Origin of the sequence: Butyrivibrio sp. FCS014 (genome assembly GCF_000526935.1) — a bacterium.
Lineage (GTDB): Bacteria > Bacillota > Clostridia > Lachnospirales > Lachnospiraceae > Butyrivibrio.
On sequence record NZ_JAHA01000019.1, the window covers coordinates 611,066 to 635,500 of the forward strand.

At 49.3% G+C, this 24,435-nt stretch carries 23 protein-coding genes; 3 read left to right on the forward strand and 20 right to left on the reverse strand.

Annotation, left to right across the window (positions count from 1 at the left end; translation table 11 throughout):
• Positions 1 to 13 precede the first annotated feature (13 nt).
• A complete protein-coding gene (locus T456_RS0115620) occupies positions 14 to 988 on the forward strand; it encodes an alpha/beta hydrolase (RefSeq protein WP_024866951.1) in 975 nt (324 codons plus the stop codon).
• A 6-nt stretch (positions 989 to 994) separates the two neighbouring features.
• Positions 995 to 4,108 carry a DEAD/DEAH box helicase gene (locus T456_RS0115625; protein ID WP_024866952.1) on the forward strand — a complete coding sequence of 1,038 codons (3,114 nt, stop codon included), beginning with the start codon at positions 995 to 997 and terminating at the stop codon, positions 4,106 to 4,108.
• Here T456_RS0115625 and T456_RS0115630 read toward each other — a convergent pair.
• The 6 genes from T456_RS0115630 to T456_RS0115655 form a co-directional block, all read right to left on the reverse strand.
• A complete protein-coding gene (locus T456_RS0115630) occupies positions 4,074 to 4,619 on the reverse strand; it encodes a shikimate kinase (RefSeq protein WP_024866953.1) in 546 nt (181 codons plus the stop codon). The two genes, T456_RS0115625 and T456_RS0115630, sit on opposite strands and share 35 nt — an antisense overlap.
• A gap of 47 nt (positions 4,620 to 4,666) precedes the next feature.
• Complete coding sequence (gene mnmA, locus T456_RS0115635) at positions 4,667 to 5,746, reverse strand: tRNA 2-thiouridine(34) synthase MnmA (RefSeq protein ID WP_024866954.1); 1,080 nt, start codon at positions 5,744 to 5,746, stop codon at positions 4,667 to 4,669.
• 190 nt (positions 5,747 to 5,936) lie between these two features.
• Entirely contained in the window at positions 5,937 to 6,188 is a 252-nt protein-coding gene (locus tag T456_RS0115640; protein WP_024866955.1) for a heavy-metal-associated domain-containing protein, read from the reverse strand.
• A gap of 83 nt (positions 6,189 to 6,271) precedes the next feature.
• The gene (locus T456_RS22605) at positions 6,272 to 6,415 is read right to left on the reverse strand and encodes a hypothetical protein (protein WP_155838118.1); all 144 of its coding nucleotides are present in this window, start codon (positions 6,413 to 6,415) and stop codon (positions 6,272 to 6,274) included.
• Positions 6,416 to 6,460: 45 nt separating this feature from the next.
• Positions 6,461 to 7,204, reverse strand: a complete 744-nt coding sequence (locus T456_RS20450; protein WP_024866956.1) for a DUF4886 domain-containing protein — start codon at positions 7,202 to 7,204, stop codon at positions 6,461 to 6,463.
• Between the two features lie 68 nt (positions 7,205 to 7,272).
• On the reverse strand, positions 7,273 to 8,103 hold the full coding sequence (locus T456_RS0115655) for a YitT family protein (protein ID WP_024866957.1): 831 nt from the start codon (positions 8,101 to 8,103) through the stop codon (positions 7,273 to 7,275).
• A gap of 591 nt (positions 8,104 to 8,694) precedes the next feature.
• Here T456_RS0115655 and T456_RS0115660 point away from each other — a divergent pair.
• Positions 8,695 to 8,979: a hypothetical protein gene (locus T456_RS0115660; protein WP_024866958.1), complete on the forward strand. Its 285-nt coding sequence runs from the start codon at positions 8,695 to 8,697 to the stop codon at positions 8,977 to 8,979.
• Positions 8,980 to 9,092: 113 nt separating this feature from the next.
• On the opposite strand, the gene T456_RS0115665 is transcribed toward T456_RS0115660, so the two are convergent.
• From T456_RS0115665 to T456_RS0115735, 14 genes are all read right to left on the reverse strand, one after another.
• The gene (locus tag T456_RS0115665) at positions 9,093 to 10,826 is read right to left on the reverse strand and encodes an ABC transporter ATP-binding protein (protein WP_024866959.1); all 1,734 of its coding nucleotides are present in this window, start codon (positions 10,824 to 10,826) and stop codon (positions 9,093 to 9,095) included.
• Positions 10,827 to 10,884: 58 nt separating this feature from the next.
• Complete coding sequence (locus T456_RS0115670; RefSeq protein WP_024866960.1) at positions 10,885 to 12,582, reverse strand: MutS-related protein; 1,698 nt, start codon at positions 12,580 to 12,582, stop codon at positions 10,885 to 10,887.
• A 124-nt stretch (positions 12,583 to 12,706) separates the two neighbouring features.
• The gene (locus tag T456_RS0115675) at positions 12,707 to 13,282 is read right to left on the reverse strand and encodes an anthranilate synthase component II (RefSeq protein ID WP_024866961.1); all 576 of its coding nucleotides are present in this window, start codon (positions 13,280 to 13,282) and stop codon (positions 12,707 to 12,709) included.
• Positions 13,279 to 14,817, reverse strand: coding sequence for an anthranilate synthase component I (gene trpE / locus T456_RS0115680; RefSeq protein WP_024866962.1), 1,539 nt, complete (start codon positions 14,815 to 14,817; stop codon positions 13,279 to 13,281). The genes T456_RS0115675 and trpE overlap by 4 nt, the downstream gene beginning before the upstream one ends.
• Before the next feature lie 19 nt (positions 14,818 to 14,836).
• Positions 14,837 to 15,613, reverse strand: a complete 777-nt coding sequence (gene trpA, locus T456_RS0115685) for a tryptophan synthase subunit alpha (RefSeq protein ID WP_024866963.1) — start codon at positions 15,611 to 15,613, stop codon at positions 14,837 to 14,839.
• On the reverse strand, positions 15,606 to 16,796 hold the full coding sequence (gene trpB / locus T456_RS0115690) for a tryptophan synthase subunit beta (protein WP_024866964.1): 1,191 nt from the start codon (positions 16,794 to 16,796) through the stop codon (positions 15,606 to 15,608). The genes trpA and trpB overlap by 8 nt, the downstream gene beginning before the upstream one ends.
• Positions 16,797 to 16,813: 17 nt before the next feature.
• Positions 16,814 to 17,452, reverse strand: a complete 639-nt coding sequence (locus tag T456_RS0115695; RefSeq protein WP_035802503.1) for a phosphoribosylanthranilate isomerase — start codon at positions 17,450 to 17,452, stop codon at positions 16,814 to 16,816.
• A 5-nt stretch (positions 17,453 to 17,457) separates the two neighbouring features.
• Positions 17,458 to 18,237 carry an indole-3-glycerol phosphate synthase TrpC gene (gene trpC, locus T456_RS0115700; protein ID WP_024866966.1) on the reverse strand — a complete coding sequence of 260 codons (780 nt, stop codon included), beginning with the start codon at positions 18,235 to 18,237 and terminating at the stop codon, positions 17,458 to 17,460.
• A gap of 15 nt (positions 18,238 to 18,252) precedes the next feature.
• On the reverse strand, positions 18,253 to 19,278 hold the full coding sequence (gene trpD / locus T456_RS0115705; RefSeq protein ID WP_024866967.1) for an anthranilate phosphoribosyltransferase: 1,026 nt from the start codon (positions 19,276 to 19,278) through the stop codon (positions 18,253 to 18,255).
• Between the two features lie 406 nt (positions 19,279 to 19,684).
• Positions 19,685 to 20,824: a GNAT family N-acetyltransferase gene (locus tag T456_RS23285; protein ID WP_242835996.1), complete on the reverse strand. Its 1,140-nt coding sequence runs from the start codon at positions 20,822 to 20,824 to the stop codon at positions 19,685 to 19,687.
• A gap of 11 nt (positions 20,825 to 20,835) precedes the next feature.
• The gene (locus T456_RS22615) at positions 20,836 to 21,012 is read right to left on the reverse strand and encodes a hypothetical protein (protein ID WP_155838119.1); all 177 of its coding nucleotides are present in this window, start codon (positions 21,010 to 21,012) and stop codon (positions 20,836 to 20,838) included.
• Between the two features lie 117 nt (positions 21,013 to 21,129).
• Positions 21,130 to 22,068 (reverse strand): exopolyphosphatase, encoded by a 939-nt coding sequence (locus T456_RS0115725; protein WP_024866968.1) that lies wholly within the window; start codon positions 22,066 to 22,068, stop codon positions 21,130 to 21,132.
• Between the two features lie 227 nt (positions 22,069 to 22,295).
• The gene (gene tpiA / locus T456_RS0115730) at positions 22,296 to 23,042 is read right to left on the reverse strand and encodes a triose-phosphate isomerase (protein WP_024866969.1); all 747 of its coding nucleotides are present in this window, start codon (positions 23,040 to 23,042) and stop codon (positions 22,296 to 22,298) included.
• Positions 23,043 to 23,100: 58 nt separating this feature from the next.
• On the reverse strand, positions 23,101 to 24,339 hold the full coding sequence (locus T456_RS0115735) for a phosphoglycerate kinase (protein ID WP_024866970.1): 1,239 nt from the start codon (positions 24,337 to 24,339) through the stop codon (positions 23,101 to 23,103).
• Positions 24,340 to 24,435: the final 96 nt, after the last annotated feature.

A 24,435-nucleotide genomic window follows, 5' to 3' on the forward strand; every position in this document is an offset into this window, starting at 1 on the left:
GGAGACGATTCCAATGACAGACATATATTTTCTCGGAGAAGGCGGCTTCTTCGAAACCATGGAAACAGAAAACGAGGCATGGTTCAGAGACAGTGTAAAACAGGGAACCCTGGACAGCTTTGACGGAACAAGGCTTCGCTACTACTTTGCGGTTCCGGAATCTCCCAGGGCCATCGTCACCCTGGTTCACGGAATGGCTGAGTTCTTCGGCAAATACAGAGAGTACGCCTGGTACCTGTATCAGGCAGGATTCGGAGTATACTTCATGGAGCAGCGCGGTCACGGCTATTCCGAAGGCAAGGCGCCCCAGCACGACGTCATCTGCATTGACAGTTACGACACCTACGTGGAGGACCTTAAGTGCTTTACCGACAACGTGGTAAAACCCGCCGCCGGCTCTCTTCCGATGCTTCTTATCGCCCACTCCATGGGCGGGTGCGTGGGAGCTCTTTTCCTGGAAAAATACCCTGAAGTTTTCAAGGCTGCGATCTTAAGCTCTCCCATGTTCAAGATGAAGGGTGCCAACTATCCTGCCATCCTGCAGTTTCTTATCGGGCTCTACGCTAAGATCTTCGGCAAGGAAAAAGAGCTGGCTCCCGGCCAGAAGCACTTCGATCCCTTTGCAAAGCTCGAAGTCAGCAGCGCCGTATCAAGGCCGCGTTTTGAGTATCAGCTTCGCCAGCGCCGCAACAACGAAAACTACCAGACCACCGGTGCCTCTTTTTCCTGGGCTCTTGCCAGCATGAAGGCCACCGCCCGTGTCATTAAATTTGCAAAAAAAATAACAACACCCGTGACGGTAATGACCGCGGGACAGGACCACCTCATCGATCCTGCAGGCTACGAAGCCTTCAAGGCCGCCGTGCCCTCCGCCACTTTCCATCACTACGAGAACTCCCGTCACGAGATCTTTAACTCAGATGAGACTACCAGAAAGCAGTATTTCGAAGACGTTTTAAAAACCCTGGATTCATATGTATCACAGTGATAAAACATGCAGAATAACGGCTTTGACAACAACTTAAGAGGAAGCTTCGTATCCGGCTCCGGAAGGCGGTTTGTTTCCGATGCCAAAGGTGATTTCCACTACACCTCCTTTGAGACCAAGAACCTCCTTAGGTCCTACTCTCCCGAAGCAACCTCGCCCCTGCTTTACAGAAAGGCATCCTTTGTGGAACTTGAGCCCCACGCGGTCTTTTCCAGAGACCGCCTGTGGGTTTCCTTCAATATTGTATCCGGCACAAGCGGCCATCACTACGTCCTAAAGGACATCCTGGAGCTCCTTCGTGCCATTGACAATCACGACACCGTAAGCTACGGCAAACATCTGGAGTTCACCCACGACATCTCCGCTTTCTCTGAAACCTCCGTAAAGATCATCGATTTTCTCTACGCCTACTTCAGAGACCATCAGCTTAGGGATAATTCCATCTCCCTGGTACAGCGGGGATCCATCTCCTACACCTATGCCAAGGGCCACGCCAAGCAGATCGAGCTCTTTGGCCACGAGATTGACGACTTCTTTGAGATCCTTTCACAGATCCGTTTCCTCAACACAGATTTCCGGGCAAGATATACCGAAGAGAGGCTTCTTGAGATCTCTCCCGTATTTCCGCCCATTGATCTTCACATCGAAAAAGACAAGAACGGCATAACCTTCGAATCCGGTTCCTTTACCATGTTCGAGGGCTATTCCCACATATATTTTGAGCGGCGCAGAAAGCTCCACAGATTTCCGAGAGAGCGCGCAAAAGAGATCCTGCCTTTCCTTCGCTTTTTGTCCGCCCGCCGCACCGAGAACGAGCTGTTTATCGCAGAAAAAGACCTTACGCTTTTCTCCACGGGTCTTTTCCCTGTGCTTGAGGAGTTCTTCAATGTAAGCTGTGACGGCTTCGAGCCGGCAAAGTATGCGCCGGACATTCCAACCTTCAGGATCTATCTTGATCTTCCCGATCCTTTCACACTGACCTGCAGCCTGCAGGCGGTCTACTTCGAAGGCACCTACAGGGAAACTGTTTACAGCATCTTCGAAAATAAGGGAAAAGAGCCGGATGCAGGAAGCCTGCAGCAATCTCTTTCCGAAATAAAAAGAAGCCTCTATCTGGAGAATCAGGCCGCAAAGGCAGTGAGCCAGCATTTTGACAGGCTTGATGAAACCAAGGGTCTTCTTCTCCTTGAAGGCAATGAACTTTCAGTTGACAGGATCTACTCCTTTATCGCCGATGATATAGCGGTGCTTAACCGCTTGGGCGACGTATATCTGTCGGAATCCTTAAAACAGGTCCGCATCACCTCAGAGCCTACCGTAAACCTCGGCGTCTCTGTGGTCTCGGATCTTCTTCAGCTGTCCATCGTTCCCGTTAACATGACAGCTAAGGAGTTGGATGAGATACTCACCAAATACGACAGAAAAAAGAAATATTACAGGCTCTCCTCAGGGGACATCCTAAAGCTCTCCGGAGATGAAATGGAGCTTTTGTATTCCCTCAAGGACGGCCTTGGTCTTACATCAAAAGATATACTGGAGGGCCACGCTACCATCCCTAAGTTCAGAGCTCTTTTCCTGGATGAGCTCTCTGTAAGATCACAGGAATATGATCACACAAGACTTATACGGGGCGGCGATTTCAAGGAGCTGGCCTCCTCCTTCTCCATGGACGGGGACTACGATGTTCCCGTGCCGGAAAGTCTTGAAAGTGTTCTTCGGGACTACCAGAAAACAGGCTACAGGTGGCTTTCACTTCTTAAAAGAAACTCCTTCGGAGGGATACTGGCTGACGACATGGGCCTTGGAAAGACCCTGCAGGTACTTTCCTTCCTTCTTTTCCAGAAAGAGGAAGCCGTAAGAAAGGGCATCAAAAACAAATGCTCTCTCATAGTGTGCCCTGCTTCTTTGGTCTACAACTGGCAGCATGAGATCAGGAAATTCACAAAGGGCCTTAACTGCGAGCTGGCTGTTGGCATAAAGCCCGACAGGCAGAGGATCACCTCGGAAATAGACGAGGAGGAGACGGACGTTATCATAACCTCCTATGACCTCCTTCGAAGAGATATCGATCTGTACAAGTATCTGTCCTTTGAGTGCATGATCATTGATGAGGCGCAGTTCATCAAGAATCCTTCCACCCAGGTGGCAAAAGCGGTGAAGTCGGTAAGCGCCTCCTTTAAGGTGGCCCTTACGGGAACCCCCATCGAAAACAGACTGAGCGAGCTTTGGAGCATCTTTGATTTCTGTATGCCGGGATATCTTTTCTCCTATAAGAAGTTCAGGGAGATGCTTGAAGTGCCTGTGGTTCAGGAGGGTGACCGGGATGCCATGGAGCGCCTTAAGAGAATGATCTCTCCCTTTGTCCTTCGAAGGCTTAAGAAGGATGTGCTCACAGACCTTCCCGACAAGCTGGAGGAGAACATCATAACAGCCATGACCGATGGCCAGAAGAAGCTCTACGATGCCCATCTTCAGAAGGTGAAGCTCCTTGTAAGCTCCAAGGATGAGGATGAGATCAAAAAAGACAGGATAATGATCCTGTCCGAGCTTACCCGCCTTCGTCAGCTGTGCTGCGATCCGGGACTTATATATGACAAATACGACGGGGGCAGCGCCAAGGCTGACCTGTGCGTGGAAATGATAAAGGCTGCCGCAGAGAGCGGCCACAAAGTACTTCTCTTTTCCCAGTTTACCTCAATGCTGGAGAGGCTTACTGTCCTTCTTAGGGAGGCCGGGGTAAAATACCATCTCCTTACCGGCTCCACCAAAAAGGAGGACAGGATAAAGATGGTTGATGCCTTCCAGGAGGATGACACCAACGTATTCTGTATTTCCCTAAAGGCCGGGGGCACCGGACTTAACCTCACCGCTGCGGATATCGTGATTCACTATGACCACTGGTGGAATCTTGCGGTGGAGAATCAGGCCACGGACAGAGCCCACAGGATCGGCCAGAAGAACGTTGTCACGGTCTACCGCATCATAATGAAGGACAGCATCGAGGAGCGCATCATCGAGCTTCAGGGCAAAAAAAAGGAACTGGCGGACCAGCTCCTTGATTCCGATGCCCTTAAAAGTCCAAGCCTCACAAAGGAAGAGCTGCTTGAGCTTCTTGGCTGATACTCTTCTGTCTGGAGAGCTCTGCGATTATCTCCGCAAGAACTTCCTCGAGAGAAAGGTTCTTTTCATCTACTGTTACATCTGCGTACTTCTCGTAAAGTGCGCTTCTTTCGTTGTAGAGGGCCACAAGGGACTGGCCTTCTCTCATTACTACGCCCCTCTGTCTTACGTCACTGAGACGCTTTGTGAGTTCGTCCATGGACACTTTAAGGTATACGATACGTCCGATGTTCTTGTAGTGATCCATGGCTTCCTTGCCGTAAACTACGCTGCCGCCTGTGGCGATGACAGTCTTCTGGGCTTCAATCTCTGAGTTGATGCGGTTCTCTATGGCGATGAATCCCTCAACTCCGTCCTGCTCGATTATCTCGGAGAGCTTTCTGCCCTCTTTTTCCTGGATCACAATGTCTGCGTCAATAAAGCTGTATCCCAGGATCTTGGCAAGGATAACGCCCATGGTGCTCTTTCCTGAAGCAGGCATGCCCACCAGGATGATGTTGTCTTTTTTCATAATGTGTAAAACTCCTCTTTACTTCTATGGTTCATATTTAATGCAGGTCACAGCACGGAGTCGATGATGCCTCCGCCAAGGACATAGTCCCCGTCGTAAAGGACCGCCGACTGGCCTGCGGTTATTGCTCTTTGGGGTTCATCAAATTCAATGATGGCGCCCTTTCCTTCATCTGTTACGGTCACTGTGGCGGGCTGCTCTTTGTGTCTGTATCTTATCTTGGCACTGCACCTGAAATCTTCGGTGGGTGCATCCCCTGTTATCCAGTGAAAGCCACGGACTTTAAGCCTTTTCCTGAAAAGGTCCTTGTCATCCGCAAGCACTACCCTGTTGTTCTCGACGTCAAGCCTGAACACGTAGAGCCTTCTGTCTGCGGGTATTCCAAGTCCTCGCCTCTGGCCGATGGTGTAATTTATGATTCCCTCATGGGTTCCCAGTACGTTCCCCTGAAGGTCTACAAAATCGCCCTTCGGGTACTCTTTTCCCCGGTAGCGTCTTATCATGGCGCCGTAATCACCGTCGGGAACAAAGCAGATATCCTGGCTCTCCTTCTTATGGGAGTTCACAAAGCCGTACTTATCCGCGATCTCACGGGTCTTTGACTTGGTGAATTCTCCAAGTGGAAATACCGTGTGAGCCAGCTGCTCCTCGGTAAGGTCATAGAGGACATAGCTCTGATCCTTGGCAGGGTCCACAGCCTTCATAAGGTACAGGTGCCCGTCCTTCTCCTCAATTCTGGCATAGTGGCCGGTGACTATATTGTCGTAGCCCAGCTCTTTGGCCTTGTTGTAGAGGATATCGAACTTAAGGTATCTGTTGCAGCGAATGCAGGGATTCGGGGTCTCGCCCCTCTCGTAGCTGCAGACAAAGGGCTCGATGACCATCTCGGTGAACTGGGCCTCACAGTGATAAATGTTGTAAGGAATCCCCAGACTTTCACAGACCGATCTGGCATCGGTGGTGTCCTTTAAACTGCAGCAGGTACCAAAAAGATCCTCACCGATCATATCATTTTCATACAGGCGCATGGTGCATCCCATGCAGTCATAGCCCCGCTCCGTCATGATGGCCGCCGAAACACTGCTGTCAACGCCGCCGCTCATGGCTATAAGAGCTTTCTTTTCCATAATGTGCTCCTGTCTTTTTTAAAACAAACACTTCCGTTTTTGGACAAAAGACATTGTACCATAAAGTAAAGGGGTGTCAAATTGACAGAGGCAATGCATTACATCTTCCAGTTCATGGTCACCATCTGCTGCCTTGTCATATTCCTCTATCCCACCGTAAGTTACATATATTCGCCCCGCCGGGAGCGTATCAGAAAAGTCCAAACAGCTTCTTTTCATAAGGCTTAAAACTGACAGAAAGCAGTGTGTATCCGGTGTTCGCAACAGCCTCCTTAAGCTTTGCTTCATCAGGCTCTTTTTCCGACACAAAACTGCTCTCGCCCTTTGTATGTGAGCTCTTAACCTTCGAAGCCCCCGGAACAGCCTTTCTGATCGTCTCATTGATATGCGTCTCGCACATCCCGCACATCATTCCCTCAATCTTCAACGTCGTCTTATACATCTGTCTCTCCCAGAGTTAGCCACTGCTAACCCATCTCTCAAAAATAGGCCCCACCTCGTGGGGCTTTGTCCAACACCAAAATCTTAAAGCCTTCCAGCGCCCCTGTCAAGCCCTTTGCGGACTGCACCCACAGCTTTTACACCTGCCCCGGCGCTGTTGGGATTATCCGCTGCCCCGCCCCGCCCCGCAGCCGGGTAGCAGAAAAAAGCTGCAAATCTGAGTGTCATGTTTTTGCACCGGGGCAGGTTCAAAAACCGCTGCAAGCAAGCTGCTCAGCCGACTTCTTCGCGGATAAGTGCAAGGAGTTTGGGATCGGCTGCTTCGGTGGTGTCGCAGCATTTGGGAATGAAGGTGCATTTGCTGATGTCGGCGTCAAGAAGGGTCTTGGCCCAGGTGCAGGAAAGAGCGAATCTGCCGTAGAGGTAGTGCATGTGGAAGCCGTCGCGGCAGATGGATCTTCCGCCCTTCGATACGTCGAATTCGGGGTGCTTTCTGATGTTCTGGATCACGTCGCCGCAGGGTATAAGCGGAAAGCCGTACTTGTCTGCAATGGCATGATAGTTGTCTCTTGATCTTCTGTACATTTCCTGCTGATCACGGTTGTAGCGGATAAAGCATCCGTGATCGGAGTCGATCTCATAGGCCCAGGTCTGCTGCATCAGGATCTTAGCTCCCGGCACTTCTTTCTTAAGATAATCCAGCAAAAGACCTGTGAAGGGCTCGTAGGTATCAAGCCATCCGCTGTCATGGCTTGACTGCTGGGTCACGATATAGTCCCAGGGCTTTTCGTGCAGGACATCGGCTATGCTCACGTATCTGTCGGTGACGACGCCGTTTTCCTGGTACTGATAGGCTCTCTCATTCTTCTCTACGTTGTTCCAGTGGCGCTCAAGCGGGCAGCCTCCGATGTAGAGGTTCACCACATGTACCGGGATGCCCAGGTTGTCGCAGACATCGTGAAGGTACGCCGTAGCGTCCCTTGAAAAGCTGTTGCCGATTGCCAGAATGTATTTCATATATTTCCCCCCTAAATGAATTTTCATACCAAAGCTTCAAAACGTTCCCAATCGTATTTCCTATCACATTACCTCAGGATCTCATCGATGGTGGAAACCGTACTGAAGGTTCCCGAGTGAGATGAAATTATCTCCTTCATCACCGGAAGTTCAAAGTAGCTGATGTAGCAGATAAGAGTGTTGTTCTCTCCTGCGATTGCTCCTCTGGAATCCATGATGGTGCAGGTCTTGTTCAGCTTGTTCTTGATATCGCTGATAAGACCGTCCGGATCCTGAGTGATGACGGTAACCTGCTTGATGGCTTCGAAATGGTCAGTATAGTGGTCGATGACAGCTGTTGCCACCACATAAACCAGAAGGCTCAAAAGAGCTGCCGTAGCATCGATCACTACGAAAACCGTCATGTAGACAAGTGCGTTGAAGGCCAGAAGAACCGGTGTCATGCTGTAGTTGTGTCCGGTTTTATCCGACAGCTTTTTTACGATAATATTGGCAAGGATCTCGGAGCCGTCGATACATCCGCCGTTCCTGAGAATAAGTGACAGTCCCGCGCCCAGGATCGCACCTCCGAAGGCCACTGCCAGAAAGTGCTCCGTATTAACTTCAAAGGGGATATTCTCAAAGAAATCAATTCCCAGGGTATAGACCAGCGACCCCACTGCTGCCTTCATGGTGAATTTCTTTCCCAGGAAAACGAACCCCGCTATGATAAAGGGCAGAAATACCGCAATGATGCAAAAGGAAAGCTGGAATCCGGTGAGCTTGCTTATTATGATGGCAACGCCGGCAGTTCCGTAGTCTATGGCATCATTGGGAAGAAGTATGAGGGCGACGGAAAAGCTGGCCATCACCGCTCCAAGAATAATAAAGAAATAAGACAGTATTCCCTTTCTTTTCATACCTTATGCACCGCCTTGTACTTAGATTTTAATTAGATTAAAACGCACTTCCATTTTATCACATTTGTCCCGTTTTCATGAGCGGAATGAGCGCGGATCCCGGAATGGGCTGCAAAAATGGTGAAAGTAATACCAAACCCGTTATTATAGACTGTTTGGTATTACAAAAATAATACCAAACGCGGATATATAAACCTATGGTATTACTTTTTGACTAAATAGGGGTTTAGGATAGCTCTTTTGCTACAAAATGTAATACCAATCCCCGCTATATGAGTGGATGGTATTATTTTGGATGTTATGGGAACTTAAAGTACTACCTATAGGTGAGACATGTGGTTTCACTTTTGGTATAAAGTACCACCTATAGTTGAGACACATGGTTTTCACTTTTGGTGAGCAAATTTATTGGGTGTACCTCATGGTAAACAACTACATCTTGTAATTTATCAGAAAAGTGGTCCTACCCCTTGTACTTTACATTCCCGAACATTTGTTCTACAATTATCTTGCAAGGATATCCTCCAGACCGAATGGCCCAGCCCGGTCCCGGACCTTGAAATGGATTTATGTGTAACGAAGGTAACGCCTATGGGTAAAGTGATAGATAATGTAGATGTGATATGTCAGCACAAGTCTGACGGGGAGATCATCCCGCTGCGGTTCAGGCTTATGAATGAAGACGGACTATATGAGACCTATACAATCAAGGGATACCGGCAGATCATGCGCAAGGACCTGTACACGACCCCGGACGGGCTCACTGTGTGCAGCAACGACAACGTGTATGAATGCCGGGTCATGACCCTTGAGATGTACAGAACCGTAAGGCTCTACTTTAACAGAACAAGCTGCCACTGGAGGATAGCAATCTGATCCCCGCCGTGGCAGCTTTTTCATTCAAATTCGCATTATTAAATTCCGCCGTGACAGCTTTTTCATCCAAATTCGCATTATTCCGGTGCTCCGGCTGCACGCGGGAATACTTCTTACAGTGTTCCCAGCTGCATGCGGTAGTACTTCTCGTAGATGCCACCCTGCTTTATGAGTTCCTTGTGGGTGCCCCTCTCCCGGATACCGTCACCGTCAAGGACGATGATCTCGTCGGCGCCAAGGATCGTGGACAGGCGGTGGGCGATGGTGATGGTGGTACGCCCCACAGCCAGCTTATCCAGGCTCTCCTGGATATATCTCTCGGACTCGTTGTCCAGCGCGCTGGTGGCCTCATCCAGTATCAGTATCGGCGGGTTCTTGAGGAAGATCCTGGCAATGGCAATCCTCTGCTTCTGGCCGCCGGAGAGCCTTGCTCCCCTCTCTCCCACCTGGGTATCGAAGCCGTCGGGGAGACTTTCTATAAACTCCAGGATATCCGCACTCCTGGCTGCCTCGATGATCTCCTCCATGGTGGCATCAAGCCTTCCGTAGGCGATATTCTCTTTTACCGTGCCGTTAAAAAGATATACATCCTGCTGCACGATACCTATAAAGGAGCGCAGGGACTTCTGAGTCACAGTCCTTATGTCGGTGCCGTCGATAAGGACCCGGCCGCCGGTAACATCGTAGAACCTGGGAAGGAGGGAACACAGCGTAGTCTTTCCGCCGCCGGAAGGTCCGACGATGGCCACGGATTTACCCGCCTCCACGTGAAGATCTATGTGATTTAAAACCGTCTCCTCTTTTTCATAGGAGAAGGAAACATCCTCGTAATCGATAACGCCCTTGACGTCCTTAAGCTCTCCGGCATCGGGATCATCAACGATCTCGGGCATGGTGTCCATGACCTCGGAGAATCTCTCAAAGCCCGCAAGGCCCTTCTGGAGCTGCTCAGTGAACTCCACCAGAACGTGCACGGGATTGATGAAGATGCTGATGTACAGCGCATAGATGGCAAGGTCCTCAACGGTAAGAGTTCCCTTGGCGATGAAGAAGCCTCCCGCCACCAGGACCGCAATATACATCAGTCCCTCGAAGAAATTGTTCCCAGAGAAGAAAAGAGCCATCTGCCTGTAGTTTGCTTTCTTGGAATCAAGGAAGGCTATGTTTGATCTGTCGAACTTCTCCTGCTCGATGTCCTCACCGGTGAAGGACTTCACAACCCTGATTCCTCCAAGGGTATCCTGAAGGGACGAGTTGATGCCCGCAATCTTCTTCCTGTTGTCCGCAAAGGTCGCTCTCATGCGGGTATTCTGGCTAACCGAGAATATCGCCATAAATACCACCACAACCACAAGGCACAGGGTCATGGGCACATTGATGCGCATAAGCAGAATGAAGGATCCGATGATCTTGATAACTGAGATGAAGATATTCTCAGGGCCGTGGTGGGCAAGCTCGGAGATATCAAACAGATCCGATATCAGCTTACTCATCATCTCTCCGGTGTTATGGGTATCATAGTAGGAAAAAGAAAATGCTTCGAACCGCTCAAACAGCTCCCGGCGCATGGTGGATTCCATCCGTGCTCCCATCATGTGTCCCTGGTAAGCCACGTAGTATCTGCAAAGGGATCTTACAAGATACATGGCAAGCAAAAGAGCCGCGATCAGCCCGAGTCTTTTTAAGATCAGCTCCGGACTCTCAAGAAAAAGTGTTTCCCGAAGACGACGCAGGAACTGCGGAAATGCCAGGTCGATCACCGACAGCACCGTAGCACACAAAAGGTCTAAGAGAAACACTCCTATATATGGTCTGTAATATGGAATAAACTTCTTTATAAGCTTCATGACGCACCCCCGTTATTAAGAATTCAGTATATCTCATAAGATGCGCCGTGAAAAGGGCTTATTTTGTCAGCATTTCAAAGGTCACCCCGTATTTCTCCGCGATGTCCCTGGCGTAGGACAGGCCCTTGGGCGGTGCAACCTCAACTTCGTACAGCCTTCTTCCCTCCTCTGCTTTTACCACAAGGGAGGCGGCTTTTGCCTTGTACTCCTTATCGTTGATGGAATCTATCTCCATGGCAAGCTTGTGCATGTGGGTGTTGTAGATGGTCCTTATGCCCTTCCTCAAAATAGCTCTTGAGCAGTCCCTTGCTATGTAGTAGCCCTCTTCAAAGGAGGTGGTTGAGAAAGTCTCGTTGAGGAGCATCAGGCTCTTTTCCGAAGCAAGCTCGTAGATCTCCTTGAAGCGCTTGCACTCCTCTCCAAGGCGGCCAAGATCCATGGTCTTGTCCTCATCCGCAGGAAAGTGGGTGAAGATGTCATCCACAGGGACATATTCAAACTTCGTCGCCGGCACGTAAATCCCCGCCTGGGCAATAAAGAAAAGCTGGCCTATGGTCTGAGTTATGGTGGTCTTGCCGCCCATATTGGCACCGGTCAGAATATACAGCGTGTGCTCATCGGAGAAATCCAGGCGGTTGGTGACTATGTCGCCGATAGCATCTCCGCTGTGCTCCGCAAGGAGTTTGATATTATATACGCCTTCAGATTCCATGGAAAAAGAGCCTTCACTCTCCGAAGGATCTTTGGCCAGCGGTTTGCAGAAGGCTGCTCCCTTTTCCGTCATCTTCTCGATGTACTCAGCCCACCTTATGTAGAAGATGAACTCCGGCATAAGGTCGGTTATGTCGGTAACTGTGAGCATGGTGTATTTGTTCAGGACGTTTCGAAGGTGCTTTACCGTCTGGCTCAGCATCCTGTCGGTTATCTTGTCCATGTAGTTGGTGATGGTCCTGGTGGTATCGTCTGCTTCCGAGACCTTCATGACACTCATCATAGCAAGGGGGCTGAAGACAGGAGGAATGAAATCCTTTCCATCATTTAAAGGTCCCTTGGCATTTATCTCGTCAAATTTGTAGTCTCCCTTCCACTCAGTTCCGTCATTAATAATGTCTTTTCCCGAGACCTTGTCCATGAAGTGGCTCACAAGTTTGGCCCTGGTAAAGGGCTTGTTGTTGATGGAGATAAGTCCGATGCCGCTGGCCTCGAAGCGCTCATTCAAGTTGATGCCAACGGTGACGCTTTTTAGATTGCCGGTGTCCGCCCGAAGGTTCTTGATGTCTTTTTTAAGGCCCTCGAAACCGTTGTCCTCGTACAGGTCGCTTACATACTTCTTAAGTCCAAGAAGCCCCTTTGAGTGTATATCCGCCTCGGCTAGGCACCTGTAGATGGCACCGATGCTCTCGATGTAATCGTTTATCTCCTCAAGTCTGTGGAGAAGATCCCAAACTCCGGGATCATGGTCGTTGTCATGCTTGTAACTGCCGTATTCCTTAAGAAAGTCCACTTTATCAAGGAGTTCCAAAAGTTCCTCTCTCATCTTCTTATTTCTGTATATGTCGTCAAAGACGTCGCTCCTGAAGCGGGCGTTCTCAGGGTCGGCGGTGATCATCTTCATCACGTTGGTGATATAGGTCTGCTCGTTCTTCTCCTCCGAGAGTTTCAAAAGCACACTGTCCATGCCGATATCGTGCACCGTCAGGTCGCTGGTCTTTCTGTATTCCAGGTTTTGGTTTGGAAATAGTAGGCTGTATTTCATTGAGTTGCTCCGTTGTCTTCGATATTTGTTGGTTATTATCTATCATAGCATCTTGGGGCAAAAGCTGCAGTAAAAAGGCGGCCACATTTGGCCGCCGGGTATTACATGTTTCATTCCCCAAGAGTCAGTTAGAGCCATCCCTAATAAAGCTCCTTAGCATTGTTTTGCCATCGGGAGTCATGATGGATTCCGGGTGAAACTGGACACCGTAGATGGGGTAATCCCTGTGCTGTACTGCCATGATCTCACCGTCGTCAGTTACCGCGGTTACCTTAAGGCAATCAGGCATAGTAGAAGGATCTGCTGCCAGAGAATGATATCTGGCTACTTTTGCGTTTTCCGGGCAGTCCTTAAACAATAGGCAGTCCCTGTCGAACTTAACCACAGACTGCTTGCCGTGCATCAGCTCTTTGGCGTAGGTTATGGTGGCTCCGAAAGCCATGCAGATGGCCTGATGGCCAAGACATACACCCAGGGTCGGGATCTCTTTTCCCAGAGTCTTTGCTGCCTCTACGATTATGCCTGCATCCTCGGGCCTTCCCGGTCCGGGAGAAAGGATTATCCTGTCAGGGGCAAGAGCACGTATCTCCTCCACGGTCAGCTCATCGTTTCTGATGACTTTGATATCCGGATCTATCTCGCCCACAAACTGGAAAAGGTTGTAGGAAAAGCTGTCGTAATTATCTATAAGCAGGATCATGCGTCCACCTCCTGTGAAAGTTCCAAAGAGCGCAGAGACGCTCTGGCCTTGTTGAGGCACTCCTGGTATTCCTTCTCGGGATCGGAATCTGCAACAATTCCCGCTCCGCTTCTTACATACACTCTGTCGTTCTTCTTGTACACAAGGCGGATGGCGATGCAGGTGTCCATGTTCCCCGCAAAATCAATGTAACCGATGGCTCCGCCATAGATACCGCGCTTGTTGTTCTCAAGGTCACCTATTAGCTGAACCGCCCTTATCTTTGGGGCTCCCGAAAGTGTTCCCGCAGGCAGCACCGCATTTATGGCATCCAGAGCATCGTACTCCTTCCTGATCTTTCCACGGACTGTGGAGCCGATGTGCATGACATGGGAATATCTCTCGATGGAGTGGAGCTTTTCCACCTCGACGCTTCCAAACTCGCTTATCTTGCCAAGGTCGTTCCTGCCAAGGTCCACAAGCATGTTGTGCTCTGCAAGCTCCTTTTCGTCTGCCAGAAGCTCTTTTTCCAGGGCCTCGTCCTCCTGCCTGGTCTTGCCTCTGGGCCTTGTGCCGGCAAGAGGGAAGGTGTGAAGAATGCCGTCCTCAAGCTTAACAAGGGTCTCCGGTGAAGCTCCCGCCACCTCAACGTCCGTTCCTGAGAAGTAGAACATGTAGGGTGAAGGATTGATGGTTCTAAGAACCCTGTAGGTGTCAAGAAGGCTCCCCTTAAATGGCGCGGAAAGCCTGTTTGAGAGCACGATCTGGAAGATGTCTCCCTCTTTTATATGGCGCTTTCCTCTCTCCACCATGTCGCAGTACTCTTCCCTGGTAAAAAGAGCCGTCACCTCTCCGGTAAGTTTGCCCGTCTCCTCGTTGGACTTTTCTCCGTGAAGGATAAGCTGTCTCATTCGAAGGAGCTCCTCCTGAGCTGTCTTGTATCCTGCTTCTATGTCATCGCACCTTGCATTGACTATAAGAATTATCTTCTGGGATACATTGTCGAAGGCGATGACCCTGTCAAAAAGCATAAGGTCAAGGTCCTTAAAAGCATCGTTGTCTTCGACAGCTCCTCTTGCGCTTGGCTCGCAGTAACAAAAATAATCAAAGGAAAAATATCCCACAAGGCCACCTGTAAAAGGAGGCATATCCTCAAGTCTTGGGCTCTTGTAGTCTTCAAGGATTGTACGCAGGATTTCCCAGGGCCTGTCAGTCTTGTAAACCTTATCTTCAAGATTGCTTCCGGAGGTAAACGCAGCTTCAGCATCGCCTCCTTTGCTTTCCTCGTCGCATCTGCTGCTGACGGTAAGCTCCCCGTCCATGCAGCTTATGGCCATCTTAGGATCATAGCCCATAAAGGTGTATCTGCCCCAGTACTCATTGGCCTGGGCGGACTCCAGCATGTAGCAATGGGTGGAGACCTTCTTGAGCTTTCTCATAAGCTCTATTGGAGTGATGATGTCACTCATTATGCTGCAGCTTACCGGTATGACGTTGTAAGACCCGGAAGCAGCTATTTCTTTTGCCTCTTCTAATGTTATTGAAAAATCTGTCATTGATCTTCCTCTCCCGGAATCATGAAGCCAAAACTCCCTGTTTCATGCTGCTTACATACTCGCCCACATACTTGGGAGCGTCTTTGCCGTATTTCTCGATTATCTTGATAATAGCTGATCCAACGATGGCGCCGTCGGAAATGGCGGCCATGGCCTTTGCCTGCTCCGGTGTTGAAATGCCAAAGCCGATGGCGCAGGGAACATCGGTGTTCTCACGAATCGCACTTACTATTGATCCAAGATCGGTGGTGATGCTGGTTCTGGTTCCTGTAACCCCAAGGCTTGAAACCACGTAGATAAAGCCCTCAGCCTCTTTTGCGATCATGGCGATGCGGTTTTCGGAAGTTGGAGCGATAAGGGATATCAGATCCACACCATACTTATGGCACACCGGAAGGAACTCCTCCTTCTCCTCAAATGGAAGATCGGGAAGGATGATTCCGTCGATGCCAATCTCCCTGCAGGCGGAAATAAAGCGCTCTGCGCCGTAGGAATAAACCACGTTGGCATAGGTCATGAATACCATGGGGATCGTGACATCCTTTCGAAGTTCCTTTACCAGGTCAAAAATCTTGTCTGTGGTAACTCCTCCCGTAAGAGCGCGAAGATTTGCCCCCTGGATCACAGGGCCCTCGGCTGTGGGATCCGAGAAAGGGATGCCAAGCTCAATAAGGTCTGCGCCGTTGTCTGCTGCTGCCTTCACCACTTCTTTGGTGGTCTCAAGGTCAGGGTCACCGCAGGTTATGAATGCGATAAATGCTTTGTTATTCTCAAATGCTTTTCTTATATTACTCATTGATATCCTCCCCTCTGTAGCGGGCAATGGCTGCGCAGTCCTTGTCGCCGCGGCCTGAAATTGTGATGACGATGATCTTGTCCTTGTCCATTTTAGGCGCGATCTTCATGGCGTGAGCCACTGCATGTGATGACTCGATGGCAGGAATTATGCCTTCAGTGCGGGCCATGTACTCAAATGCATTTACTGCCTCCTCATCGGTGACGGGCACATACTCAGCTCTTCCTATGTCGTGAAGGTGGGCGTGCTCGGGGCCGATGCCGGGATAATCAAGGCCTGCGGAAATTGAGTATACCGGTGCGATCTGACCGTACTCGTCCTGACAGAAGTAAGACTTCATTCCGTGGAAGATTCCCAGTTTTCCTGTTGCGATGGTAGCTGCGGTCTCAAAGGTGTCAACGCCTCTTCCTGCCGCCTCGCAGCCTATGAGCTGTACGTCTTTATCCTCAATGAAGTTGTAGAAGGTTCCGATGGCATTGGATCCGCCGCCTACACAGGCGATAACCGCATCCGGAAGCCTTCCCTCCTTTTCAAGGATCTGTTCTTTTATCTCTTTTGAAATCACCGCCTGAAAATCCCTTACGATAGTAGGAAAAGGGTGGGGTCCCATTACGGACCCCAGGCAGTAATGGGTGTCGTCAATCCTGCTGGTCCACTCTCTCATGGCCTCTGAAACTGCGTCCTTCAAGGTGGCTGTTCCCGATGTTACCGGGATAACTTCTGCTCCAAGGAGCCTCATTCTGTATACGTTAAGGGCCTGTCTCTTTGTGTCCTCTTCTCCCATGAAAACAACACATTCCATGCCCATAAGCGCCGCTGCCGTAGCCGTAGCCACTCCATGCTGTCCTGCGCCGGTCTCTGCTATGAGCCTTGTCTTACCCATCTTCTTGGCAAGAAGCGCCTGGCCAAGAACGTTGTTGATCTTGTGGGCGCCGGTGTGGTTTAAGTCCTCTCTCTTAAGATAGATCCTGGCCCCGCCCAGGTCTTTTGTCATCTTCTCCGCATAGTAGAGCCTTGAGGGCCTTCCCGCATATTCATTCAAAAGCTCAGTGAGCTCTGCATTAAACTCCGGATCGTCCTTGTACCTGTTATAGGCTTCCTCCAGCTCTATAACAGCGTTCATAAGCGTCTCAGGTATGTACTGTCCACCATGTATTCCGAATCTGCCGTTTTGATTTGTCATAATATACTCTCCTCTTGTCAGCGCTTTTCGTCTGTATCATTGCCGGCGCATCGCACCGCATCCGTAAACTGTTTCATCTTCACCGGGTCTTTTACCCCTTCTGTCTCAATCCCGGAGCTTACATCCACTCCGAAGGGGCTTAGAACATCTATGGCCTTTCCAACGTTATCGGGGCCAAGTCCCCCTGCCAGAAAATATGGTTTTGTGATAGCTGCTTCTTTTAACAGCTCATGGTCAAAAGCTTTCCCCGTTCCTGTTCCCGAATCCAGAAGAAGCAGGTCCGCCGAGGACTTCTCTGCCGCTTCAAGGTCTTCTTTGTTTCGTATCACAAAGGCCTTAATTATGGGCTTTCCCGGGGCCAGTGTCCGAAGCCTTTTTATGTACTCTTCGTCCTCATGCCCATGAAGCTGCGCCGCATCTATGATTTCTTCTCTCAAAAGACCGGCTATCCTCTCGGGAGATTCGTCAACGAACACCCCTACTGCCTTTATCCCGGGCAAAAGAGCCATCTTCAGCTCCCGGGCTTTATCGAGAGGAACGTTTCGCCTGCTTTTCTCCCAGAACACAAAGCCTATATAATCAGGCTTTAGTCTGTTGGCCTCTTCTATATCCTCAAGGCGGCTTAGGCCGCAGAGCTTGATCCTGGTATTGTTCATATCTGTCATTTCCCTTTCAGCTCGTTTAGCTTGGCCCTTTTGTCCTCTGCTCTCATCAGGGTCTCTCCCACAAGAACCGCGTTTGCTCCAATCTCCCTGATGGCCTTCACATCCTCCGGTCCCTTCACTCCGCTCTCGGAAACAAAGATCACATCTGAGGGGATAAGGCTTCGCAGCCGTTTGCTGTTGCCGGTATCAACGGTAAAATCCTTGAGGTTTCTGTTGTTAACGCCTATGATCCTTGCTCCGGCATCTATCGCCATCTTAACTTCAGCTTCGTCATGGGCTTCCACCAGTGCCGAGAGTCCAAGCTCATCGCAGATCCCCAGATACTCCTCTATCTGCTGCTTGGTAAGTATGGAGCAGATAAGCAGTACCGCCGATGCCCCAAGGAGCCTTGCCTCGTAGATCATGTACTCATCTACGGTGAAGTCCTTTCTAAGGCAGGGGATGTTTACGTTCTCCGTGATTTCCTTAAGATACTCATCTTTTCCAAGGAACCACTTGGGCTCCGTCAGCACCGAGATGCAGTCGGCTCCGGCTTTCTCGTACTCCTTTGCTATATCGAGGTATGGGAAGTCCTCTGCTATCACTCCCTTTGAGGGGGATGCCTTTTTGCATTCGCAGATAAAAGAGATCTCGTCCCCCTTCAGGGATTTTTCAAATTCAAAGTTTTTCTTTGGAAGCGCCAGGGCTTTTGCCTTCACTTCCGCTAAAGGTGAAAGCTCTTTTGCCTTGCTTACTCTGCGGCGGGTTTCTGCAGCTATCTCATCAAGAATGGTCATTGCACTAGTCCTTTCTTATGCTTCAGGGCGGTTTGATACTTCGATCACCTTGTTCAGGGTTTCAAGAGCCTTGCCTGAATCGATAAGCTCTGCTGCAAGCTTCACGCCATCGGCAAAGGTATCGGCCTTTCCTCCGATGTAGAGAGAAGCGCCTGCGTTCATGAGAACCGCATCTCTCTTGGGCCCCTTGTCTCCCTTGAGGATTCCAAGAGTTATCTGTGCGTTCTCCTCGGGAGTTCCTCCAACCAGCTCGCTCTTGTCGCATTTTGTAAAGCCGAAGTCCTCAGGGGAAATGGTGTAGGTCTTGTACCAACCGTCCTTGATCTCGCAGATCTTGGTGTCGCAGCTCATGGAAATCTCATCAAGCTTGTCCAGTCCGAAGACAACCATTCCTCTCTTAACGCCAAGGTTTACAAGAACCTGAGCCAGGGGCTCAACCAGGTATTCGTCGTATACGCCAAGAAGCTGCATTGAAGGTGAACCCGGGTTTGTGAGAGGTCCAAGGATATTGAACACTGTTCTAAATCCCAGCTCTTTTCTGATGGCTCCAACATACTTCATGGAGGTGTGGTACTTCTGGGCAAAGAAGAAGCACATGCCTGCTTCCTTGAGAAGCTCTACGCATCTTTCGGGGCTCTGCTGAATGTTTACCCCAAGAGCCTCAAGGCAGTCAGCTGTTCCGCACTTACTGGAAGCTGCTCTGTTTCCGTGCTTGGCAACCTTCATTCCGCCTGCTGCTGCAACCAGGGCGGAGGTGGTGGAGATGTTGAAGCTTCCTGCGTTGTCTCCGCCGGTTCCAACGATCTCAAATACATCCATTCCGGTCTCAACTTTGGTTGCGTGATCTCTCATGGCAGCTGCGCAGCCTGCGATCTCTTCAGTGGTCTCAGCCCTTGCGCTCTTTGTGGAAAGAGCTGAAAGAAATGCCGCATTCTGAGTTGGGCTTGTCTCGCCGCTCATGATCTCATTCATTACAGCGTAGGCCTCATCATAGGTGAGGTCCTCTTTGTTTACGATTTTTACGATTGCTTCCTTGATCATTGTTTTTCTCCTCCTGTATGTGCGCTGCATGACTCTGTTTCACACGCAAAAGAAAACGTCCTTGACAGAATCATTGATTGGTTCTGTCAAGGACGAATTAGTTTAATCTTATACTATCCGCGGTGCCACCTTGAATTCACGGTTTGACCCGTGCACTTTGCGAGGTACCTTTATACCCCCGGCAACTGACGTATGCCTCACGTTGCAGAATACTAAGCTCCCTCACCTGATTTATGATCTTGCTGTTCACTGCACCCTCTGCGGTCCATTTGACAACTTGTTTCTCACCCGTTCTCAGCCAGCCGGGCTCTCTGTAAAGGCATCATTGCCGTTATCTCCGCTTCATCGGTTTGATGTATTAAATTAAAAAAATATTACAACCTGCAAAGGGCTGTGTCAACAGTTTTTATGCATAATTATTAAAACAGCTCTTTTTATAGAACCGGTTCATGGCTCCGTGGCCAACTTCCGGTGGCCTTGCGATCTCCAAGTAGCCGCTCTTTTCATATATGTGGATCGCTGCCTCAAGATTGTCGTGAGTCTCAAGGTATGAATACTTATATCCAGCATCCCTCATCTTATCTTCAATAAAGGAAATGAGTGTAAGCCCAAGTCCTGATCCCTTTACCGAATCATGAAGGTAGAGTTTTTGGAGCTCCGCCGTATCCTGCATGTGAACAAAACTCTCAAAGCCTATGCCGCCCACAACATTTCCGCCACAGTCTTCAAGGACGAAATACCTGCAATTGTCTTTCCCGTAGTAGCTGCTTAGGTGATCCAGCCCCTCATCAAAGTACACTGTGCCCGGAATGTCCAGGTTCCGCTTTTTTAGATTATCCCTGATGATGGCTGCCAAGATGCTGTCATCCTCTTCCTTTAGCAGTCTTAACCTGAATCCGTCACCGGTTGCCAGTGCCATTATTTCCCATTTGCTCTCGACTACATAAGTAGCTCCTGCATTTTCAAGTTCATCCCGGTCGCCATATCCCCAGAGAACACCTATGGAATCCAGGCCCGTCTCTTTTGCGGCACCTATATCGTGATGCCTGTCGCCTACCATTATTACTTCGCTTTTATCAGTCACTGAGAGCTTATCAAGGGCATATCTTATGACATCGGCTTTGGTACGCCTGTCTGTATCGTTAGATGCTGCCACAACATCAAAGTACTTTTTTAATCCGAAGTGCTCAAGTACTGTCGCTGCCGGCTTTTCATGCTTGGAGGTTGCTACCGCCAGCTTTTTTCCCGAGTTCTTAAGCTTCAAAAGCAGCTCTTCTATCCCGGGGTAAACGCTGTTCTCCAGTACTCCGCCCATATTGTTGTAATAGTCCCTGTAGATGGCTATGGCTCTCTTTGTATCCTCCCCGGAATATCCCAGCATCCGGCCAAAGGAATCCTCAAGAGGAGGTCCGACAAATCTTCGAAGCTGCTCCTTTGACGGCATCTCTTTTCCCATCTGCTTAATCGCGTATTCAAATCCATGTATTATGCCCGGAGCGGAATCCGTCAATGTTCCGTCCAGGTCAAACAATATTGCAGAGTACATCCTGCAGCCTCCTAAATTTTGTTTTCAGCATCTTTTAGCATGTCGCTGAGCGTATCGTCGGAGATATCAAGCACCCATGCCAGCATTGAGACGTTATGGGCATGCTCCTCCACCGTAAATTTGGGGCAGGTTAGATAGCTGTCTATCTCCTTGATGAGTCTTTTTCTGATCTCTTCCTCTGATCTCATAGTGTAACCTCGCAGGGTCCGCTAAATAACAGATAAAAAGGCACCTGCCATAGTATTCACTATAGTAAGTGCCTGTTTATGCATGGTCAAAAGAGCTGTCTCTTTTGAATCATATTGTCAGCCGGCGTTGATCTTTCTGATGATCTCAGGAAGAACCGTGTCGATCTTGTCGTTGTCGATCTGGCAGGTTCCGGCATTGGCATGTCCGCCGCCGCCATACTCAAGGCAAAGATCGCCGATATTGAAATTGGAGGCCTTGTTGATAATGGATTTACCGATCATAACTGCGGTGTTCTGCTTCTTGAAGCCCCATGCAATGTGAACGGAAATCTCAGCCTCAGGGAACATAGCATAGACCATGAAACGATTGCCGGCATAGATGATATCTCCTGCGGCCTTCTGGTCAACTACCACAACCTTTCCTTCCATGTGGGAGATGTCCTTGAGCTGAGCCTTGAAGTACTCAGACTGCTCCATATAAAGATCGACTCTCTCCTTAACATCGGGAAGTTCTAAAACATCCTTGATATCATGGTTAACACAATAGTCGATAAGCTCCATCATAAGGTCATAGTTGGAAATCCTGAAATCATGGAATCTTCCAAGACCTGTTCTTGCATCCATAAGGAAGTTCATAAGAACCCAATCCTTGGGATTAAGGATCTCTTCCTCGGTAAAGTCAGCGGAATCGCCCTTATCAACGGCTGTCATGATCTCATCGGAGATCCTCTCAAGGGGATGCCCCTCTTTCTTATAATAGTCGTAAACAACTCTGGCTGCAGACTTGGCAAAGCCGTCGATATGCCAGTTGTTCTTGTCCTTCATGTCCTTATTACGCACAAGCTCTGACTCATGATGGTCAAAGCACATAAATACCCTCGGGTCATATGGGAGATTTGTTGTGATATCATTGCCGGTAAGCTCTATCTTGCCATCCTGAACATCCTTGGGATGCACGAACTTGATATCATCGATCAGATCGCACTCTCTCAGAATCATTGCACAAACCAAACCATCAAAGTCACTACGTGTCACAAGTCTCATCTTATCGCTCATATTGCCCCCTGATTCGTTTATAAATGAATTCATGAAAAACAAAGTGTCTTATATAAGTATATCACTAATACGTTTATTATCGAAGTAAAAAAAGCCGACATTGCGTTTATTTTTCATAATTTACTTATATCGATCAAGTAGGCTGTGGCCTGATCGATTGTGCAATGAAAACAGCCACACCGTTTCCGGTGTGGCTGCCTTGATATCTGATGAAAATATCAGCTGTATTATGCGTTAACGATCTGGCCAAAGTCAGGCTTAAGGCTTGCGCCGCCGATAAGGCCGCCGTCGATGTTGGGCTTTGAAAGAAGCTCAGCAGCGTTGCCGGCATTCATTGATCCGCCGTACTGGATGCGAACTGCATCAGCAGTAGCTGCATCATACATCTCTCCGATGAGCTCACGGATAAGTCCGCAAACTTCCTCAGCCTGGTCTGATGTAGCTGTCTCGCCTGTTCCGATAGCCCAGATAGGCTCGTATGCGATAACAAGCTCCTTAACCTGATCAGCTGTTACGCCGTCAAGATCCCACTTGATCTGTCTTGCGATCCACTCTTTGTAGGTGCCTGCCTTACGAAGTGCAAGGGACTCACCGCAGCAAAGGATGGGCTTAAGGCCTGAAGCAAATGCCTTCTTAACCTTCTGGTTGATGAGGATATCGTTCTCGCCGAAGATATCTCTTCTCTCTGAGTGTCCGATGATGATGTACTCAACGCCTGCTTCCTTGAGCATGGGAGCTGAGATCTCACCAGTGAATGCACCCTTGTCCTCGATGTAGAAGTTCTCAGCACCAACCTTAACGTTTGTGCCCTTAACTGCCTCAACAACAGGAACGATGTCGATAGCAGGAACGCAGTAAACAACGTCTACAGCGTCATTCTTTACAAGATCCTTAAGCTCGTTACAAAGAGCTACTGCCTCGCTGGGAGTCTTGTTCATCTTCCAGTTTCCGGCGATGATTCTTCTTCTAGCCATTATAAATTCCTCCAAAATCATATAGAAATTAGTTATTCAACAGAGTATCGTTAAGCGCTCACGCTTTGTCGTCTGCAGCGTATACGCCGGGAAGCTTCTTGCCCTCAAGGAACTCAAGGGAAGCGCCGCCACCTGTTGAGATGTGGCTCATCTTGTCAGCATAGCCAAGCTGGTTAACAGCTGCTGCGCTGTCGCCGCCGCCGATGATTGTAGTAGCCTCTGTCTCTGAAAGAGCCTCAGCGACTGCCTTTGTGCCCTCTGCAAGAACAGGGTTCTCGAATACGCCCATAGGTCCGTTCCAAACAACGGTCTTAGCTGACTTAACAGCCTCTGAATAGAGCTCGATGGTCTTAGGTCCGATATCAGCGCCCTCTTTGTCTGAAGGGATCTTGTCAGCATCTACAACTGTTGTTGCGATGTTAGGATTGTCGATAGGATCAGGGAAGGAATCGATGCAAACTGTGTCAACGGGAAGAAGAAGCTTCTTGCCGGCCTTCTCAGCCTTCTCCATCATTTCCTTACAGTAATCAACCTTGGTCTCATCAAGGAGTGACTTACCAACTTCATATCCCTTAGCCTTAAGGAATGTGTAAGCCATACCGCCACCGATGATAAGTGTATCGCACTTCTCAAGAAGAGAGTTGATAACGTTGAGCTTGTCAGCAACCTTAGCACCGCCAAGGATAGCTACGAAAGGTCTCTCAGGATTCTCAACAGCATTTCCGAGGAAGTCGATCTCCTTCTGCATAAGGTATCCAACTGCGTTGTTGCCGCCTTTTTCCTTGATGAACTTTGTAACGCCTGCTACGGAAGCATGTGCTCTGTGAGCTGATCCGAAAGCATCGCATACATAATCGTCGGCAAGATCAGCCAGCTCTTTTGCAAAAGCATCGCCTGCCTCTTCGGGCTTGGTCTCCTCTTTGCCTCTGAAACGGGTATTCTGAAGAAGGATAACATCTCCCTCGTTCATAGCTTCTACTGCGCCTGTAGCTGTTGCGCCGGTTACGCTGTAGTCGCTGATAAACTTAACATCCTTGCCAAGCTTCTCTGAAAGTCTCTTGGCAACGGGAGCAAGGGATTCACCCTCGTTGGGGCCATTCTTAACCTTTCCAAGGTGTGAGCAAAGGATAACCTTACCGCCATCCTTCATGAGCTTCTTGATTGTAGGAAGAGCTGCTACGATTCTGGTCTCGTCTGTGATCTCGCCGTTCTTAAGAGGAACGTTGAAGTCGCAGCGAACAAGAACACGTCTGCCCTTTACGTTGATGTCATCTACGGACTTTTTGTTTAATGCCATTGTTCTTCTCTCCTTTTGTGGATTTTTTAAAAGAAAAGAGGGTTCGGTCCAAGGGACCGGACCCTCTTTGAATTCTGATGTGTTAATAATACCTCG